Here is an 18,518-nt window from a genome sequence, read left to right as displayed (position 1 = left end):
CCCCACAGGGGTCGACGTCGGCCGGGGCGGCGCCCAGGGCTACGCCGCCGACTGGGCCCGCGCCGTACGCCGCATCGGTTTCGTGCCGCTCAGCGCGGCCGAGACCGAGCGGCTGCTGCTGCTGCACACCGTCCGGCTGGCCCAGGTGGTGCGGGCCGAGCCGTTCAGCACCCGTCCCGCCGAGGAGGTCGGGCGGGCGCTGGTGGAGGCGCACCTGACCGAGCCGCGGGCGTTGGAGTGGTCGCTGCGCGCGCTCGGCGACGACTTCCCCGATCGGGTCCTGGCGTCCGGCGACCGGCCGGCCGACCTGGGCGAGCGGATCGCGGCGGTGCAGGGCGGGTTGGCCGCCGGGTTCGCCCGCGCGCTGCGCGACCGCACCTTCACCCAGCAGGAGCGCATCGCCCGCTCGGCCTGGCAGGCCCGCGACGAGGTCGAGCAGGCGCTGCGGGACAGTGAGGCGCGGTTCCGGGCGGTCTTCACCGGCGCGGCGATCGGGATCGGCATCGCCGGGGTGGATGGCCAGATCATCGACGTCAACACGGCGTTCGCCGACATGCTCGGCTACTCGATCGAAGAGCTGTGCGAGATGAACGTGGCGCAGCTGTTCCACGCCGACGACGCCGCCGGCATGTGGGAGCTGTACCAGGAGCTGATCGAGGGCAAGCAGGACTCGGTCCGGGTGGAGAAGCGCTACCACCGCAAGGACGGCAGCGTCGTCTGGACGGACCTGGCCGTCTCGTTGATCCGGTACGACGACGGGCGACCCCGGTTCACCGTCGCCATGATCGAGGACATCACCGAGCGGTACGAACTCCAGCAGCGGCTGCGTTTCCAGGCGCTGCACGATCCGCTGACCGGGCTGCCCAACCGGACCCTGTTCTTCGAGACGCTGGGCCGGGTCTTCGACACCGCCGGGCCCGGTCAACGGGTCGGGGTGTGCTTCCTCGACCTGGACGGCTTCAAGGCGATCAACGACAGCCTCGGCCACGACCTCGGCGACCGGCTGTTGGTGGCGATCGGCCGGCGGCTCGCCGAGTGCGTGGCCGACCACGGCCACCTGGTCGCCCGGATGGGCGGCGACGAGTTCGTCATCCTGGTCAACGGCGGCGACGACGTCGATGACGCGGTGGCCGTGGCGGAGGCCGCGCTTGCCGCCGTCGCCGCCCCGGTGCATCTCGGCGACCAGCAGTTGGCGGTCTCCGCCAGCGTGGGCATCGTGGACTGCCCGGCCGCGGAGACCACCGCCTCGGAGCTGATGAAGGCCGCCGACACGACGCTCTACTGGGCCAAGGCGGCCGGCCGCGGCCGGTGGGCGGTGTATGACCCGGAGCGCAGCGCCCGCGACCTCGCCCGGTCGGCCCTGGTCGCCGGGCTGCCGGCCGCGCTGGACCGGGGCGAGTTCGTGCTGCACTACCAGCCGATCGTGTCGCTGCTGGAGGGCACGATGCTCGCGGTGGAGGCGCTGGTCCGCTGGGAGCACCCGGAGCTGGGCCTGATCGGCCCGGACCGGTTCATCGGCCTCGCCGAGGAGACCGGCCTGATCGTCCGGCTCGGCGAGTGGGTGCTGCGGCGGGCCTGCCACGACGCCGAACGCTGGCGGCGGGAGTTCCCCGAGGCCCGGCTGGTGGTCAGCGTCAACCTGGCCGCCCGGCAGGCCGACGACGCGGCGATCGTCGCCACGGTGGCGGACGCGTTGGCCACCAGCGGCCTGCCGGCGGAGCTGTTGCAGCTGGAGTTGACCGAGAGCGCCGTGATGGGCAGCGCCGGCGAGCCGCTGCGCAGCCTGCACCGACTCGCGGCGCTGGGCGTCCGGCTGGCGGTCGACGACTTCGGCACCGGGTACTCCAACCTCGCGTACCTGCGGCGGCTGCCGATCCACTGCCTGAAGCTGGCCGGCCCGTTCGTCGAGGGCATCCGCGCCGACGGGACGGACGCGGTGGCGGACCACCGCGACGAGCGGATCGTCGACGCGTTGGTCCGGTTGGCGCACGCGCTGGAGCTGTGGGTCACCGCCGAGGCGGTGGAGACCCCGGTGCAGGCCGAGCGGCTGCGAGCGCTGCGCTGCGACACCGGGCAGGGGCGGTACTTCGGCGCACCGTCGCCGGCCGCGGAGATCACCGCCCGGCTGCGGCGGGCGACGGCGTGAGCCTGAACGACTCGCAGACGGTGGTGACCGTGGTGGCCGCGCTGGCCATCCTGGCCGGGCTGGCTGGCGTGGTGGTGCCCGGCCTGCCGGCGCTGCCGCTGTGCTGGGGTGGGGTACTGGTCTGGGCGATCTTCGGTGGTGCCGGCCCGGGTGGCTGGGCGGTGTTCGCCGCCGCGACACTGGTCGCTGTCGGAGGCATCGTCGTGAAGTACCTGTGGCCGGGGAGGAACCTCAAACGCACCGGCGTGCCGACGTCGTCCCTGCTGGCCGGGGGCGCGCTCGGCCTGGTGGGGTTCTTCGTGATCCCCGTGGTCGGTCTGCTGCTGGGCTTCGTCGCGGGAGTGTGGGCCGCGGAGCGGCTGCGGCTGGGCAGCAACCGGCTCGCCTGGCCGTCCACCGTGCAGGCGCTCAAGGCGGCTGGCCTGTCCATGCTGGTGGAATTCCTGGCCGGCCTGACCATCGGCGCCCTCTGGGTAACCGGCCTCCTACTAACCTGACCCACCCCCCCCGCACCCGGGAGCGGAGGGGGCGGCGCGGGGCATTTGTGGGGTACGGCGGTTGCCGTACGGAGAGAGAGGCGTGCCCCGCGCCGCCGCGGTGCCGGGCGGTCCGAGCGCCCGGTGGGGGCCCGTCGCGATCGGGCCTGGTCACGAGGTCAAGCATGCGGGCGGGCTGGACGGGCGGCAACGCAATTAGCCGGGACGGCGGTGAGATTCCCACCGGCACCGTATTGACCTGTCTTGATCGGCGGGACGACACTTTGCGCACTCGTTCGCGGAACCACCTCAGGGAGGTGTGCAGTGGCCACGACGCCCGTGCCGACCGCAGAGCAACCGATCGACGACGACGCCCGACGACTCGCCGAACTCGGCTACAAGCAGGAGCTGCGCCGCAAGTGGAGTGGCTTCTCCAACTTCGCCATCTCGTTCTCCATCATCTCGATCCTGGCCGGCTGCTTCACCACCTTCGGCCAGGCGTGGAACAACGGCGGGCCGGTCGCCATCTCCTGGGGCTGGCCGCTGATCTCACTGTTCATCCTGATCATCGGGTTCTGCATGGCCGAGCTGGTGTCGGCCTACCCGACGGCGGGCGGAATCTACTGGTGGGCGGCGACCATGGGCCGCCCGGTGCACGGCTGGTTCACCGGCTGGTTGAACCTCATCGGCCTGGTCGCGGTCACCGCCTCGGTCGACTACGGCTGCGCGACCTTCCTCAACCTCACCCTGTCGGCTCTCTTCGACGGCTGGGCCGGGACGCTGCGGCAGGCGTTCGTCCTCTTCGTGATCATCTTGGCGCTGCACGGCCTCATCAACATCTTCGGGCACCGGATCATCGACGTACTCCAGAACGTCTCGGTCTGGTGGCACGTGGCCGGCGCGGCAGTCGTGGTGGCCATCCTGGTGTTCGTTCCGGACGATCACCAGAGCTTCCAGTTCGTGTTCACCGAGCGGTTCAACAACTCGGGCTTCGGTGACGGGGACACCGGCGGGCTGACGTTCTGGTTCTACGTGCTGCCGCTGGGCTTCCTGCTCACCCAGTACACGATCACCGGCTTCGACGCCTGCGCGCACGTCTCCGAGGAGACCCGGGGCGCCTCGCAGGCCGCCGCGCGCGGGCTCTGGCAGTCGATCTTCTATTCGGCGGTCGGCGGTTGGATCCTGCTGCTGGCGTTCCTGTTCGCGGCCACCGACGTCGAGGCGGTCAACGCCGCAGGCGGCTTCTCCGGCGCCATCTTCGAGTCCGCCCTGACCCCGGTCTTCTTCAAGATCGTCATCATCATCTCCACGATCGGGCAGTTCTTCTGCGGGATGAGCTGCATCACCTCGATGAGCCGGATGGCGTACGCCTTCAGTCGGGACCGTGCGGTGCCGGGTTGGCGGCTCTGGTCGAGAGTGAACCGCAACGGCACCCCGGTCAACGCGATCATCGGCACCACGATCGCCGGCCTGGTGCTGACCCTGCCGGCGCTCTACGAGAGCTCGACCGGCATCCCGATCGCCTTCTACGCGGTGGTCTCCGTCGCGGTGATCGGCCTCTACCTGTCCTTCCTCATCCCGATCGCGCTGCGGCTGCGCCTCGGCGACCGGTTCGTACCCGGCCCGTGGACGCTGGGGCGCAAGTACAAGCTGCTCGGCTGGATCGCGGTCATCGAGATCGCGGTCATCGCCGTGTACTTCGTGCTGCCGATCGTGCCGGCCGGCGTGCCCGGCAACGACGACTTCACCTGGTCGGCGGTGAACTACGCGCCGCTCGCCGTGGGCGGGGTGCTGCTGGTGGTCGCGGTCTGGTGGTACGCCTCGGCCCGGAAGTGGTTCGCCGGCCCGGTGCGTACCGTCGAGGAACCCGCGCCGGCGGCCGACCCGGCGCCGGTCGACGGCCCGGCCTGACACCCGCCCGGCGGGACGGTCATCGCGGCCGTCCCGCCGGTGCGGTCACCGGGTTTGCCGCCCTCGGCGCCGGGGGCATTGACGGTGATCCGGTTTGCCAGTAGACCTTGGTGATGGAGGCCCGCGAATGACGAAAGCTCCGCTCACGCTGGAACAACTGCGGGTCGCCGTCGCCGAGGGCGAGATCGACACCGTCGTGCTGGCCCTCGTCGACATGCAGGGCCGCCTGCAGGGCAAACGGTTCCACGCGCCGTTCTTCCTCGACCAGGTGGTGGCCAACGGCAGCGAGGGCTGCAACTACCTGCTCGCCGTGGACGTCGACATGAACACCGTCGACGGGTACGCGATGTCGAGTTGGGAGCGCGGCTACGGCGACTTCGCGATGGTGCCGGACTTCGCCACCCTGCGTCGGGTGCCCTGGCAGCCCGGCTCCGCCCTGCTGCTGGCCGACCTGACCTGGCTGGACGGCTCCGGTGACGTGGTCGCCTCGCCTCGGCAGATCCTGCGCCGGCAACTGGACCGGCTGGCCGAGCACGGGCTCACCGCGTACGCCGGCACCGAGCTGGAGTTCGTGCTGTTCCGCGACTCGTACGAGGATGCCTGGCGGCGCGGCTACCGCGACCTCACCCCGGCCAACCAGTACAACGTGGACTACTCACTGCTCGGCACCGCCCGGGTGGAGCCGCTGCTGCGCCGGATCCGCACCGAGATGGCCGGCGCCGGGCTGACCCCGGAGAGCGCCAAGGGCGAGTGCAACCTCGGCCAGCACGAGATCGCCTTCCGCTACGACGAGGCCGTGGCCTGCGCCGACCACCACGTCATCTACAAGAACGGGGCCAAGGAGATCGCCGCTCAGGAGGGCATGGCGATCACCTTCATGGCCAAGCCGAACGAGCGGGAGGGCAACTCCTGCCACATCCACTTCTCGCTGCGCGACCGGACGGGCGCCTCGGCGATGCTCGGCGACGGGCCGGCGCACCTGTCGGAGACCGGGCAGCGGGTGCTCGCCGGGCTGCTCGCCACCATGCGGGAGTTCAGCCTGCTCTTCGCCCCGAACATCAACTCCTACAAGCGTTATCAGCCGGGCTCGTTCGCCCCGACGGCACTGCGCTGGGGGGTGGACAACCGCACCTGCGCCCTGCGGGTGGTGGGGCACGGGCAGGGCATGCGGGTGGAGAACCGGGTGCCGGGGGCCGACGTCAACCCGTACCTGGCGATCGCCGGGTTGGTCGCGGGCGCGCTGCACGGCATCGAGCGGGAGCCGGAGCTGGGCGAGGAGTGCACCGGCAACGCGTACGACGATCCGCAGGCCGAACGGGTCCCCGGCACATTGCGCGACGCACTGGCGCTCTGGGAGGCGTCGACGGTGGCCCGGGAGGCGTTCGGCGACGAGGTGGTCGCCCACTACGCCAACCAGGCAAGAGTGGAACTCGCGGCGTACGACGCGGCGGTGACGGATTGGGAGCTGACCCGTGGCTTCGAACGCCTCTAACCCCCCCCCAGCCCCGCCGCGCCCCAGCCCCCCGCGTCGATCATGGACTTGTGGTGGGCGGCATGTCGGGGAGTGGGGCTTTTGTGGGGCACCACAACTCCATGATCGACCGGGCAGGGAGGTGGAGTGCGTGACCGTTTTGGTGGATCCGGCTTCTGGGGTGGGGTTTCGGGAAGTCAGCGGGGCCTCCGTGGAGGAGGTTGATGCGGCGATCTCGCGGGCCGCGACGGCGTTCGAGGCGTGGCGGGCGGTGGGGCCGGGGGATCGGGCGCGGTTGCTGCGGCGGTTCGCCGCCGTCGTCGACGCGCACCTGGACGAGCTGGCCGCGTTGGAGGTCCGCAACTCCGGGCACACCGTCGGCAACGCCCGCTGGGAGGCCGGCAACGTCCGCGACGTGCTGGACTACTACGCCGGAGCGCCGGAGCGGTTGACCGGACGGCAGATCCCGGTGCCCGGCGGCCTGGACGTCACCTTCCACGAACCACTCGGTGTGGTCGGCGTGATCGTGCCGTGGAACTTCCCGATGCCCATCGCCGCCTGGGGGTTCGCCCCGGCCCTCGCCGCCGGCAACACAGTGGTGCTCAAACCCGCCGAGCTGACCCCGCTCACCGCGCTGCGCCTGGCCGAGCTGGCGCGCGAGGCCGGCCTGCCCGACGACGTGTTCACCGTCATTCCGGGCGAGGGCGCGGTGGTGGGGGAGCGGTTCGTCAGCCATCCGGCGGTCCGCAAGATTTGCTTCACCGGCTCCACCGAGGTCGGCACCCGGATCATGGCCGGCTGCGCCGCCCAGGTGAAGCGACTCACCCTGGAGTTGGGCGGCAAGAGCGCGAACATCGTGTTCGCCGACGCCGACCTGGAGCGCGCCGCCGCGACCGCGCCGGGCGCGGTCTTCGACAACGCCGGCCAGGACTGCTGCGCACGGTCGCGGATCCTGGTCCAACGCCCGGTGTACGACAGGTTCCTGGAACTGCTCGAACCGGCGGTACGCGCGGTGCGGGTGGAGGACCCGTCCCGGGACACCGCCGAGATGGGTCCGCTGATCTCGGCGGCCCAGCGGGACCGGGTCGCCGGCTACGTGACCGGGGCGACTGTCGCCTTCACCGGCTCCCGCCCGGACGGCCCCGGTTTTTGGCACGCGCCGACGGTGCTGCTGGCCGACTCGCCGGCCGACCGGCACTGGCGGGAGGAGATCTTCGGACCGGTGGTGTCGGTGCTCCCGTTCGACGACGAGGCCGACGCGGTCCGGCTCGCCAACGACACCGAGTACGGCCTCTCCGGCTCGATCTGGACCCGGGACGTGGGCCGCGCGCTGCGGATGGCCCGCGCCGTCGAGGCGGGCAACCTCAGCGTCAACTCGCACTCCTCGGTGCGCTACTGGACCCCGTTCGGTGGGATGAAGCGCTCCGGGCTCGGTCGTGAGCTGGGCCCGGACGCGCTGCACGCCTTCACCGACGTCAAGAACGTGTTCATCGCGACAGAGGAGTGACGCCTGTGCAGGGTCGATTGCAGGACCGGGTGGCAGTGGTCACCGGAGCGGGCAGCGGCATCGGGTTGGCCACCGTGCGGCGGTTCGCCGCCGAGGGGGCCCGGGTGGTCTGCGTGGACATCGACGAGGCGGCCGGCGAGAAGGCCGCCGAGGAGTGCGGCGGCGAGTTCGTCCGCACCGACGTGGCCGACGAGTCGGCGGTCCGCGACCTGTTCGACGGGGTGGCCGACCGGCACGGCCGGGTGGACGTCGCGTTCAACAACGCCGGCATCTCCCCGCCGGACGACGACTCCATCCTGGACACCGGCCTGGACGCGTGGGAACGGGTGCTCCGGGTCAACACCACGAGCGTCTACCTGTGCTGCAAGTACGCGATCCCGCACATGCGCCGCCAGGGCAAGGGCTCGATCATCAACACCGCCTCGTTCGTGGCGCTGATGGGCGCGGCGACGTCGCAGATCGCGTACACCGCCAGCAAGGGCGGGGTGCTGGCGATGACCCGGGAGCTGGGTGTGCAGTTCGCCCGCGAGGGCATCCGGGTCAACGCGCTCTGTCCCGGCCCGGTGGCCACCCCGTTGCTGCTGGAGTTGTTCGCCGCCGACCCGGAGCGGGCTGCCCGCCGACTGGTGCACGTGCCGATGGGCCGCTTCGGGCAGCCGGAGGAGATCGCCGCCGCGGTGGTGTTCCTGGCCAGCGACGACGCCTCGTTCATGACCGCCGCGCAGTTCGTGGTCGACGGCGGGATCACCGGCGCATACGTGACTCCCCTGTGAGCGCGAGGAGTGAGCCGGTGTTGCGAGCCCCGCAGTCGCGAACGCTGGCCGTCTGGTGAGGCGGCCGCTGATCGGGATCAGCGCGTACGTCGAGCCCGCCGACTGGGCCGTGTGGCGCGGTGTGCGGGCGGTGCTGGTGCCGGAGGCGTACGTGCGGGCGGTGACCGCTGCCGGTGGTCGTGCGGTGGTGCTGCCCCCGGACGACTCCGACGGTGACGTGCTGGCGGTCCTCGACGGGCTCCTGCTGGCCGGGGGCGCCGACGTCGGTCCCGGGCGGTACGGCCAGCAGCCGCACCCGCGGACCGAGGACCGGCCGGACCGGGACGCCGGTGAGCTGACCCTGCTGACGGCCGCCCTCGCCGCCGACCTGCCGGTGCTGGGTGTCTGTCGGGGAATGCAGCTGCTCGCCGTGGCGTACGGGGGCACCCTGCACCAGCACCTACCCGACGTCGTCGGTTCGGAGGCGCACCGTCCGGCCCCGGGGGTCTACGGCACCCATCCGGTGCGGTTCGCGCCGGGGAGTCTGGCGGCGAGGACGCTGGCCGGGGTGGACCGGGTCAACTCGTACCACCATCAGGCGGTCGCCACGCCGGGGCGGCTCGCGGTCAGCGGCTGGGCGGCGGACGGCGTGATCGAGGCGGTTGAGGACCCGGACCGTCCGTTCGTGCTCGGGGTGCAGTGGCATCCGGAGAACGAGCCGGACCCGCGTCCGATCACGGCGCTGGTCCGGGCCGCCCGCCGGCGAGCGTCCGGCCCGCCGGTGCGGGTCCGCCACGAGGGCGTGGACGCGGCGGGGTCGTCGACGGTGTGACGCAGGTCGCCCCGGCGGGGGACGGGCGCGATGGGAGGATCACCGCATGGGCAAGGTCTATCCAGAGATCGACGGTCGTCTGCGGGAGTTCATCGCGGGCCAGCCGGTCTTCTTCGTGGCCACCGCGCCGTCCGGGCCCGAGGGGCACGTCAACGTCTCGCCGAAGGGCATGACGGGCACCTTCGTGATCCTCGGCCCGCACCGGGTGGCCTACCTGGACTACCACGGCAGCGGCGCGGAGACCATCGCCCACCTGCGCGACAACGGCCGCATCACGCTGATGTTCTGCGCGTTCGACGGGCCCCCGAAGATCGTGCGCCTGCACGGCAGGGGCAGCAGCGTCGCGGTGACCGAGGCGGGCTACGCGGATCGGCTCGCCGAGTTTCCCGCGCCGCCGGACGTGCACGCCGTGCGGGCCGTGATCACGGTGGAGGTCGAGCGGGTCAGCGACTCCTGCGGTTATGCGGTGCCGCTGATGGACTACCGCGCGGAGCGTGACCTGTTGCTTACCTCACACTCCCGCCGTACGGCCGATGATCTGGTGACCTACCGCGCCACCAAGAATGCCGCGAGCATCGACGGACTGCCGGTCTTCTGACAGGTCAGGGCGCTCCCGGCGGCCTCCCTGGGCCCGCGTACGCCCCCGCGCTGCCGGGTCGGCGACGGGTGCGGCACGGGTAACCAGCGTCCAAGGGGCGTCATGCGTTACGTTGCTGGTCCGCCGGGGTACAAGTCGGAGCACGGCGCGTGAAGATCAACGGCTGCGGGGTACGGCCGAAGCGGGGGAGGCTGCATGAGCTCGGCCCAGGGGGGCGCGGATGCGGGGCATTCCTTCGCGGACGTCCACGAGACCTCCCCGCTGCTCGCCGCCGCGTACGCGGGCGGCGGTGAGCTGGGTGAGCGAATCCGCGCCTTCGACTGGTCCACCCACCCCCTGGGCGGGCCGTCCGGCTGGCCGGCGGCGCTCTCCAACGCGATCGGCATGATGCTCTCCTCCAGCGCGCAGATCGTCATGTTCTGGGGCGACGACCAGCTCGCCTTCTACAACGACGCCTACCGGCCGACCATCGGCAGCAAGCACCCGCACGTGCTCGGCCAGCCGGCCCGACACCACTGGGCCGAGACGTGGGACGTCCTCGGTCCGCTGCTCGACGGGGTCCGGCGCACCGGGCTCTCCTACCGCGGCGAGGACCACCCCTTCCTGCTGGACCGCTCCGGTTTTGTCGAGCAGACCTACTTCGACGTCTCGTACGACCCGATCCGGGGTGCCGACGGCGCGGTCAGCGGCGTCTACTGCATCGTCAACGAGACCACCGGGCGGGTGGTCGGCGAACGCCGGCTGCGGGCGTTGTCGGAGCTGGGCACCGAGCTGGCCGACGTGATCAGCGCGGGCGAGCTGGGCCGGACCGCCGCCGACGTGCTCGCCCGGCACTCCGCCGACGTGCCGTTCGCGCTGATCTACCTGGCCGACTCCACCGGCCGGTTCACCCTGACCGCCGCCAGCCGCGTCGACCCGGCCGCGGTCAATGTCCCGCCCGACACGTTCGGCGAGCTGGTCGCCGAGGGCTCGCCGGCCACCATCGAGGTGAGCGGTCTGCTCGCCCAGCCACCGGCCGACGCCGCCGACGTGGCGCTCGTGCTGCCCGTCAAGGCGGCCAACGAGACGGTCGGCGCGCTGGTCGCCGGCGTCGCCCGCCAGCTGCCGCTGGGCGACGAGTACCGCGACTTCCTCGACCTGGTGGCCGCGCAGATCTCCCGCGCGGTGGGCACCCAGCGGGCGTACGAGCAGGAGCGCGCCCGCGCCGCCGAGCTGGCCGCGCTGGACCGGGCGAAGACCAACTTCTTCGCCAACGTCAGCCACGAGTTCCGTACGCCGTTGACCCTGGTGCTCGGCCCGCTGGAGGACATGCTGGCCGACCCGGAGCTGCCCGCCGCCTACACCGACCGGCTCGTCGTGATGCACCGCAACGCGTTGCGCCTGCTCAAGCTGGTCAACACCGTGCTCGACTTCTCCCGACTGGAATCCGGTCGGCTGGCCGCCCGCTACCAGCCCACCGACCTGGCCGGCTACACCGCCCGGCTGGCCAGCACCTTCCGCTCGGCCACCGAGCGCGCCGGGCTGCGCCTGGTGGTGGACTGCCCGCCGCTGCCGGCGCCGGTCTTCATCGACCGGGACATGTGGGAGAAGATCGTCCTCAACCTGGTGTCGAACGCGGTGAAGTTCACCTTCGACGGCGAGATCCGGGTGCGGATCCGGGCCGACGACGCCGTCGCCCGGCTGGAGGTCACCGACACCGGCGTGGGCATCGTGCCGGCCGAGTTGCCGCACGTCTTCGAGCGGTTCCACCGGGTGCCCGGGGTGCGCGCCCGCACCCACGAGGGCACCGGGATCGGGCTCGCGCTGGTCCGGGAACTGGTCGAGATGCACGGCGGCGACGTCGGTGTGACCAGCCAGATCGACGAGGGCAGCACCTTCACGGTGACCGTCCCGTTCGGATCGGCGCACCTGCCCGCCGACCGGGTCGCCGCGTTCGCCCCCCTGCCCACGGGCGAGCCCGAGCAGGCCCGGCTGTACGTGGCGGAGACGGCCCTGTGGGCCGACGAGGACATGCCCGGGCCGACCGACCGTCAGCCGACCGACGCGGCCCCGGCCGGCCGGATCCTGGTCGTCGACGACAACGTCGACCTGCGCGAGCACGTGACCCGGTTGCTCTCCCCGACCTGGGAGGTGGTCACCGCGAGCGACGGTCTGGCGGCCCTGACGCTGGCCCGTGCGGGCGGGTTCGACCTCGTGCTCACCGACGTGATGATGCCCCGGCTGGACGGGTTCGGCCTGGTCGGCGCGCTGCGCACGGACCCCCGCACCCGCGACGTGCCGATCGTGTTGCTCTCCGCCCGCGCCGGTTCCGCCGAGGCGGTCGCCGGCCTCTCCGTGGGCGCCGACGACTACCTGACCAAGCCGTTCTCCGGGCAGGAGCTGATCGCCCGGGTCCGGGCCAACGTCGAGCTGGGCCAGCTGCGCGGGCAGATCATCCGTCGGCTTCGGGCGCTGGCCGACGCGGCGGTGGCGGTCAACACCGCCCGTTCCACCACCGATGTGCTGCACGTCGCCGCCCGGCACGCGCTCAGCCTCGCCGAGGCCGCCCGGGTCGTGGTCACCGCGGCCGGCGCCCGCGCCGAAGCCGACGGCGGTGGCGTCACCGCCACCGACCCGTCCTTCGTGGCCGCGCTGACCGGCACCACCCGCGAGCAGCTCGGCGAGTTGCGGGTCTGGCAGGCTGCCGGCGACGACGCGCAGGCCGACGAGGCCGCGCTCACCCAGCTGGCCCGGCTGGTCGGCGTTCGGCTGGAGAACGCCCAGCTCTACGAGGCCGAACACCGCATCGCCGCCACGTTGCAGCACAGCCTGCTGCCGAGGTCGCTGCCCCAGATGCCGGGCGCGGTCGTCGCGAGCCGGTACCTGCCGGGCAGCGCCGACGTCGAGGTCGGTGGGGACTGGTACGACGCGATGAGGCTCGACGGAGACGACCTGGTGCTGGTCATCGGCGACGTGGTCGGCAAGGGCGTCCAGGCCGCCGCGGCGATGGGGCAGCTGCGCAACGCGCTGCGGGCGTACCTGCTGGAGGGCTTCGACCCGGGTGAGTCGCTGACCCGGCTCAACCGGTTGGTCGGGTCCACCGAGGGGCGCTCGTTCGCGACAGTGGTCTGCCTGCTGTTCAGCCCTCGTACCGCCCGGCTGCGCTACGCCAGCGCCGGTCATCCGTCCCCCCTGCTGATCCGAGGAGACGACGTGGCGTTCCTGCACGACCGTGCGCTCGGCCCGCCGGTCGGCGTCATCCCCGACACGACGTACCGGACGGTCGAGGGGGAGCTGCTCGCTGGCAGCCGGCTGCTGCTCTACACCGACGGGCTGATCGAGGACCGTCAGCTCGGTATCGACGCCGCGCTGGCGCAGCTGCGCGCCGACGCCGCCACCCCCGGCGAACACGTGGCGGACCTCATCGACACGGTGGTCGAGCGGGTCACCGGGCGGCCGCGCCGCGACGACGTGGCGGTGCTCGCCCTGGAGGCGGCCGAGCTGAACCGGTTCGCGTTGCGGCTGCCGGCGGACCCGACCCGACTGAGCGTGCTGCGCAAGCGCCTGGAGGACTTCCTCGTGGCGCACAACGTCGGCGAGACGGACCTGTTCGACCTGACCGTGGCGGTGTCGGAAGCCGCCGCGAACGCCATCGAGCACCCCGTCCAACCCGCCGAGGCGGTGATCAGCGTCGAGGTGGCCATCGAGGACCGGACGGTGATCGCCACCGTGCGCGACACCGGGCAGTGGCGGGAGTCGACCGACTCCGGGTTCCGGGGGCGCGGCCTGTCACTGATCAAGGCGCTGGGTGACCTGATGGTGCGGCGTACCGACGAGGGCACCGAGGTGACGCTGCGCCGGCAGTTGCAGGGCTGACCCCGGACCTGGTGGCCGGGGTGCCGGGGTGCCGGCGGCCGGGTGCGTCGGCGATCTCAGACCGGGTCGAGCCAGCCCTGGTCGCCCAGGCCGGAGATCTCCAGCACCCGGCGGACCTGCCGGGACGGCAGCACGGTGAGCGTGCCGGAGAACTGCTGGGCGAGCCGGACCAGGGCGTGGATGGCCGCCGAGTCGAAGAAGGTCACGGCGCGCAGGTCGAGGGTGATCCGACGGGCGGGCTCGCGCAGGGCGGTCTGGAGCATCGTGTCGGCGGTCGCCATGTCGACCTCGCCGGTCACCACCACGCGGAGGTGCTCTCCGTCGATCTCCGCGCTGGCGGAGAAGACGGGTGGTGCTCCCCCTTGATCCACGCAGACACCATGGCACAGCCGACCTGGCAGGGCAACAACCGGGACTGCCGGGCCGTGGCACGGGTCACCAGCTCCTCCGGCGATAGGCTTGGGGCATGACCGTCCGTCCGCCGCTGACCCCAGGCACGCTCTCCCCGATGCGACCGGTGCCCGCCCACATTCCCCGCCCGGAGTACGTGGGTAAGAAGAGCCCGCAGCAGTGGCGCGGCTCGCACGTGCAGACGCCGGAGACCATCGAGAAGATGCGGATCGCCAGCCGGCTCGCCGCCCAGGCGACCCAGCTCGCCGGTGAGCACTGCAAGCCCGGCGTGACCACCGACGAGATCGACCGTCTGGTGCACGAGTTCCTCTGCGACCACGACGCGTACCCGTCGACGCTCGGCTACCGGGGCTACCCCAAGTCCTGCTGCACCAGCGTCAACGAGGTCATCTGCCACGGCATCCCGGACTCCACCGTCCTGACCGACGGCGACATCATCAACGTCGACGTGACCGCGTACATCGGTGGGGTGCACGGTGACACCGACGCCACCTTCTGCGTCGGCGAGGTCAGCGAGGAGGCCCGGCTGCTCGTCGAACGCACCCACGAGGCGATGATGCGCGGCATCCGCGCGGTCGCCCCGGGCCGCCAGATCAACGTGGTGGGCCGGGTCATCGAGTCGTACGCCAAGCGGTTCGGCTACGGCGTGGTCCGCGACTTCACCGGCCACGGGATCGGCGAGACCTTCCACAGCGGGCTCTACGTGCCGCACTACGACAGCCCCCGCCCCACCGACATCATGGAGCCGGGGATGACCTTCACCATCGAGCCGATGATCACCCTCGGCACCTACCAGTACGACATGTGGGACGACGGGTGGACGGTGGTCACCAAGGACCGCAGGTGGACCGCCCAGTTCGAGCACACCATCGTCGTCACCGACGACGGCCACGAGATCCTGACCCTGCCGTGACCGACACTCCCGCGGCCCTGCGCGAGGCACACCACGCGGACGTCTCCGGCGGCTGGCTGCGCCCGGCCGTCTTCGGCGCGATGGACGGCCTGGTCACCAACATCGCCCTCATCGCCGGCGTCGGCGGCGGTGGCGTGTCGCCGCGCAGCATCGTGCTGACCGGGTCCGCCGGCCTGGTGGCCGGTGCGATCTCGATGGGGCTCGGCGAGTACACGAGCGTGCGCTCGGCCAACGAACAGGTCGCCGCCGAGGTGGCCAAGGAGCGGCGCGAGCTGGAGCGGCACCCGGAGGCGGAGGCCCGCGAGCTGGCCGACGCGTGGGTGGCCCGGGGCCTGCCCCGCGACCTCGCCACCCAGGTCGCCGAGGCGGTACGGCGGGACCCGGAGGAGGCGCTGCGGGTGCACGTCCGCGAGGAGTTGGGCGTCGACCCCGACGACCAGCCGAGCCCCTGGGCGGCGGCGATCTCCTCGTTCCTGTTCTTCTCGGTGGGGGCGCTGATCCCGCTGCTGCCGTACCTGCTGGGCGCCACCGAACTCTGGCTGGCGCTCGCCGTGGGTGGGCTCGGCCTGTTCGCCGCCGGTGCCGTGGTGGCCCGGTTCACCAACCGACCCTGGTGGACCAGCGGCCTGCGTCAACTCGTGCTGGGCGCCGCCGCGGCCGGCGCCACCTACCTGGTCGGCTCACTGATCGGAGTGCAGGGCGGGCTGTGACGCCGGTCAACCGGTGAGCAGCTCGTCGATCGTGCCGTCGACCGGGCGGCCACGCGCCGCCAACTCCTCGGCCTGTCGCGCCAGCACCGCGCCGACCTCCGTCATGTCCGCGCCGGCCAACCCCGTGCGCCGCACCGCGTCACCCGGATCACGGAAGTAGGTGCGGCCCAGCAGGCCGGTCACGGTCGCCGCGGCCAACCGCGCCTCACCGAGCATCAGCAACGCCTGGTCCGTCTCGTACCACTCGGCCAACCGGGCGGCCCGGGAGTGCGCCGCGCTACCCCGGTACCAGGCCTGCCGCGCCGCGGTGCTGAACTCCGTCGGCCGGGCCCGGGCGAGCCGGCCGAGATGCTCGTCCCGCAACGTCCGCAGCCAGCTCGTCGGGTCGTAGAGGGACCGGGTGGTGACGTACCGGTCGGCCGTCAGCGGCCACAACGGGGAGAGCACCCGGGCCTGCCCGAGGTAGTCGTCGGCGGCGGCCACGGTCAGATCGACAAGCACCCCGTCCACCCGCCGGGTCGCCGGCGGCGGCCCGGCGCCCGGCCGGTAGGTGACCACCAGCATCCCCACCTCACCGTCCCCGCCACCGTCGTCGTCGCCGTGCGCCAGGGGACCGTGGACCGCGATCGCGAGCACGTCGGCCGGAAACCGCCGCCGGACCACCTCGGCGACCCGCTCCGCCACCGTCCACCGTCGATCGTCGAGGCTCCGGTCGACACCCGACCGCTCACTGCTCGCGCTCACGGGTCAGCCTTTGTTCGCGGCTGCGGGGCTCGCAGGACCGGCTCACTCCTCGCGCTCACTGGTCAACCTCCGCCTGAAGCGACTGGCGTCAGCCTAGCCAGCCGACGGGGGGTCGGCCGGCACGCCGCGCCCGGTCGGCACCAGCCGGAAGATGCGGATCTCCCGGCCGCCGGCCCGCTCGACGTACGTGCGGTACGCCGGCCACTCGGTGACCAGCAGGTGCCACAGGCGGTCCCGTTCGGCCCCGGTGGCCGGGTCGGCCCGCACCGGGAACCGGCGACCCTTCACGTCCACCTCGGCGGCCGGGTCGGCGAGCAGGTTCATCGCCCAACCGGGCTGGTGGGTCTGCCCCCAGTTGGAGCCGATCACCGCGTACGCGTCGCCGTCGGCCACGTAGAGCAGCGGATTGCTGCGCGGCTTGCCCGAGCGGCGACCGGTCGTGGTGATCACGAGGGACGGGAGCACACCGAGCGCGACCACCCGGCCCCGGGTGAGCCGGCCGACGATCCGGTCTGCGGGGACCAGCAGGCGGGCGGCGGACCCGAACCAGCGGTGGTGGCCGAGTCGACGGGTGAGGGTTGCGAGCGCTGACACGCGGCTCAGTCTGCCTGCTGCCCCGCCCCGACGGCACCCCCGGACGGTCCGGTTCCGGCCCCCGGCCCCCGGGTGGCCCGGGTTCAGTCCAGGCGCCGTTCGATCGGCAGCCCCGACCGGGTGAACAGGCCCGCGCCGAGCATCGCCACCACCGGCACCAGCACCAGCACGCCCAGCGCCGGCCACGGCACCAGGTACGGGTACGGCTCCCGTGCCGGCCAGGCCGTGGCGTACTCCCGGTTGGCCGAGAACAGCACGATCGCCGCGGTGCCGAGCCCGGCCACGATGCCGAGCACCGAACCGAGACCGGCGATCACCCCGGCCTGACAGATCGCCAGCAGTCGGCGTACCGCAGGGGCCGCGCCGACCGCGGCGAGGGTGGACAGTTCGGCGCGGCCCTCCGCGGCGGCGAGCGCCGTGGCGATCCCGGCCGCGCCCACCGTGATCATTCCGGCCGCCGCGGCGAGCAGCAGCAGCAGCGGTGAGTCGTCGCGCGGGGCGGCGCCCTGCTCCACCTGGAGGGAGAACGTCCCGAAGGCCCGCAGGTCCTTGGCGAATCGATCCTGCCGGCGCTGGCTGGGCGGCGCCGGAGTGTCGACCACCCAGCCCGCCTGGACAGGGCTCAGACCGAGTTGTCGGGCGGCGGACGCGGAGAGCAGGAGGCGGGGCTGGCCGACCGTGGGCGGCAACGCGTACCCGGGCAGGTCGTGCCGGGTGGTGGTCGCCTCGTCCCGCCCGGCCCGCACCTCGTTGACCTGCACCGTCACCCGGCCGTCGTGCAGGTAGCGCGGGTCGGTCACCACCACGCCCCCGGCGCGCAGCACGGCGGTGGCGGCGGCGGTCGCCGCCGCGTCGGCGCCGGTGAGCAGCGGCAGCGCGCTGCCGTCGTCCACCACCGTCTCGACGCCGTTGCCGAAGTAGTCCGCGGCACGGTTCCGGCAACGCGGGTCGGCCCGCGCCTGGCGACGCTGCGTCGCCGACAGCCTGTCCCCGGGCACAAAGGGGCAGACGCGCTCGGGCGGGATCTCCGGCCCGACGGAGCAGTAGTCCGCCGCGCCGTCGGTCGAGGAGCAGAGCGGCGTGCGTACGGGTGCGACGGCGGTGGCGCCCAGCTGCGCCCGCGCGACGGCGTCGATCTGGGCCAACGTCGGCTCCGGCTGCCGGCCCGGCTCCTGGGGGTTGATGAGGACGTGACCGGTGGGCAGCATCGGCTGGTAGGTGCGCGCGTCGCGGACCCCGTCGCTGGCCAGGTATCCGCCGAGCGCGACGCTGCTGGCCACCGCCGCCATCACGGCGCAGATGGCCGGCGCCGCGGCGGCCCGGTTGCGGCTGGCGTCGCGCAGCGCGATGCGGGGCGCCAGCGGCAGCACCCGGCCGAGCCGGGCGAGCGCGCCGATCAACGTCGGCGTGCAACAGACCAGGCCCAGCTCACCGAGGATCAGACCGGTCAGGATCACCGCCGGTGATGTCCGGGTGGCCCCGAACGCCGCGAGCGCCGCCCCGCCGACCACCAGCGTCAACCCGAGGGTCAGGGCGCGGGCCCGGGGCGGCGGCGGGGTACGTCGCCCGGCGAGCCCGGCGACGACGTCCTGCCGGGC

Annotated in this window: 14 protein-coding genes and 1 pseudogene; 11 read left to right on the top strand and 4 right to left on the bottom strand. The window is 72.7% G+C overall.

Features of this window, described 5'->3' with window-relative positions; all coding sequences use genetic code 11:
- From AB0J68_RS08990 to AB0J68_RS08950, 9 genes are all read left to right on the top strand, one after another.
- Positions 1-2,146 (top strand): EAL domain-containing protein (locus AB0J68_RS08990; RefSeq protein ID WP_363937327.1); only part of this gene is annotated, 2,146 nt, incomplete at its 5' end.
- Positions 2,143-2,643 (top strand): DUF456 domain-containing protein, encoded by a 501-nt coding sequence (locus AB0J68_RS08985; RefSeq protein ID WP_363937324.1) that lies wholly within the window; start codon positions 2,143-2,145, stop codon positions 2,641-2,643. The genes AB0J68_RS08990 and AB0J68_RS08985, both read left to right, overlap by 4 nt.
- A 303-nt stretch (positions 2,644-2,946) precedes the next feature.
- The gene (locus AB0J68_RS08980; protein ID WP_355133439.1) at positions 2,947-4,533 is read left to right on the top strand and encodes an amino acid permease; all 1,587 of its coding nucleotides are present in this window, start codon (positions 2,947-2,949) and stop codon (positions 4,531-4,533) included.
- Between the two features lie 127 nt (positions 4,534-4,660).
- A complete protein-coding gene (locus AB0J68_RS08975; protein WP_363937321.1) occupies positions 4,661-6,025 on the top strand; it encodes a glutamine synthetase family protein in 1,365 nt (454 codons plus the stop codon).
- Positions 6,026-6,155: 130 nt separating this feature from the next.
- Positions 6,156-7,511 (top strand): aldehyde dehydrogenase family protein, encoded by a 1,356-nt coding sequence (locus AB0J68_RS08970; RefSeq protein ID WP_363937319.1) that lies wholly within the window; start codon positions 6,156-6,158, stop codon positions 7,509-7,511.
- Positions 7,512-7,516: 5 nt separating this feature from the next.
- Positions 7,517-8,284 (top strand): 3-oxoacyl-ACP reductase, encoded by a 768-nt coding sequence (locus AB0J68_RS08965; RefSeq protein ID WP_363937316.1) that lies wholly within the window; start codon positions 7,517-7,519, stop codon positions 8,282-8,284.
- A 55-nt stretch (positions 8,285-8,339) separates the two neighbouring features.
- On the top strand, positions 8,340-9,095 hold the full coding sequence (locus tag AB0J68_RS08960) for a gamma-glutamyl-gamma-aminobutyrate hydrolase family protein (RefSeq protein WP_355133445.1): 756 nt from the start codon (positions 8,340-8,342) through the stop codon (positions 9,093-9,095).
- A 46-nt stretch (positions 9,096-9,141) separates the two neighbouring features.
- A complete protein-coding gene (locus AB0J68_RS08955; RefSeq protein ID WP_354857623.1) occupies positions 9,142-9,693 on the top strand; it encodes a pyridoxamine 5'-phosphate oxidase family protein in 552 nt (183 codons plus the stop codon).
- Positions 9,694-9,888: 195 nt separating this feature from the next.
- A complete protein-coding gene (locus tag AB0J68_RS08950) occupies positions 9,889-13,548 on the top strand; it encodes a SpoIIE family protein phosphatase (protein WP_363937313.1) in 3,660 nt (1,219 codons plus the stop codon).
- 56 nt (positions 13,549-13,604) lie between these two features.
- Here the strand turns inward: AB0J68_RS08950 and AB0J68_RS08945 are convergent, their stop codons facing one another.
- A complete protein-coding gene (locus AB0J68_RS08945; protein WP_354857627.1) occupies positions 13,605-13,919 on the bottom strand; it encodes an STAS domain-containing protein in 315 nt (104 codons plus the stop codon).
- Between the two features lie 95 nt (positions 13,920-14,014).
- On the opposite strand from AB0J68_RS08945, the gene map reads away from it, so the two are divergent.
- Positions 14,015-14,872, top strand: a complete 858-nt coding sequence (gene map / locus AB0J68_RS08940; RefSeq protein WP_355066861.1) for a type I methionyl aminopeptidase — start codon at positions 14,015-14,017, stop codon at positions 14,870-14,872.
- On the top strand, positions 14,869-15,582 hold the full coding sequence (locus AB0J68_RS08935) for a VIT1/CCC1 transporter family protein (RefSeq protein WP_354857632.1): 714 nt from the start codon (positions 14,869-14,871) through the stop codon (positions 15,580-15,582). Before map ends, AB0J68_RS08935 begins: the two co-directional genes overlap by 4 nt.
- Before the next feature lie 6 nt (positions 15,583-15,588).
- On the opposite strand, the gene AB0J68_RS08930 is transcribed toward AB0J68_RS08935, so the two are convergent.
- The 3 genes and pseudogenes from AB0J68_RS08930 to AB0J68_RS08920 form a co-directional block, all read right to left on the bottom strand.
- Positions 15,589-16,326, bottom strand: coding sequence for a nucleotidyltransferase domain-containing protein (locus tag AB0J68_RS08930; protein WP_355133453.1), 738 nt, complete (start codon positions 16,324-16,326; stop codon positions 15,589-15,591).
- 93 nt (positions 16,327-16,419) lie between these two features.
- The gene (locus AB0J68_RS08925; protein WP_354857637.1) at positions 16,420-16,920 is read right to left on the bottom strand and encodes a nitroreductase/quinone reductase family protein; all 501 of its coding nucleotides are present in this window, start codon (positions 16,918-16,920) and stop codon (positions 16,420-16,422) included.
- An 83-nt stretch (positions 16,921-17,003) separates the two neighbouring features.
- Positions 17,004-18,518: pseudogene (locus AB0J68_RS08920) on the bottom strand (ABC transporter permease); the annotation flags it as partial.

It is taken from the genome of Micromonospora sp. NPDC049580 (assembly GCF_040675595.1).
GTDB lineage: Bacteria > Actinomycetota > Actinomycetes > Mycobacteriales > Micromonosporaceae > Micromonospora.
The sequence above is the reverse complement of the archived record's forward strand: the minus strand, read 5'-3'. Positions and strand labels throughout refer to the sequence as shown.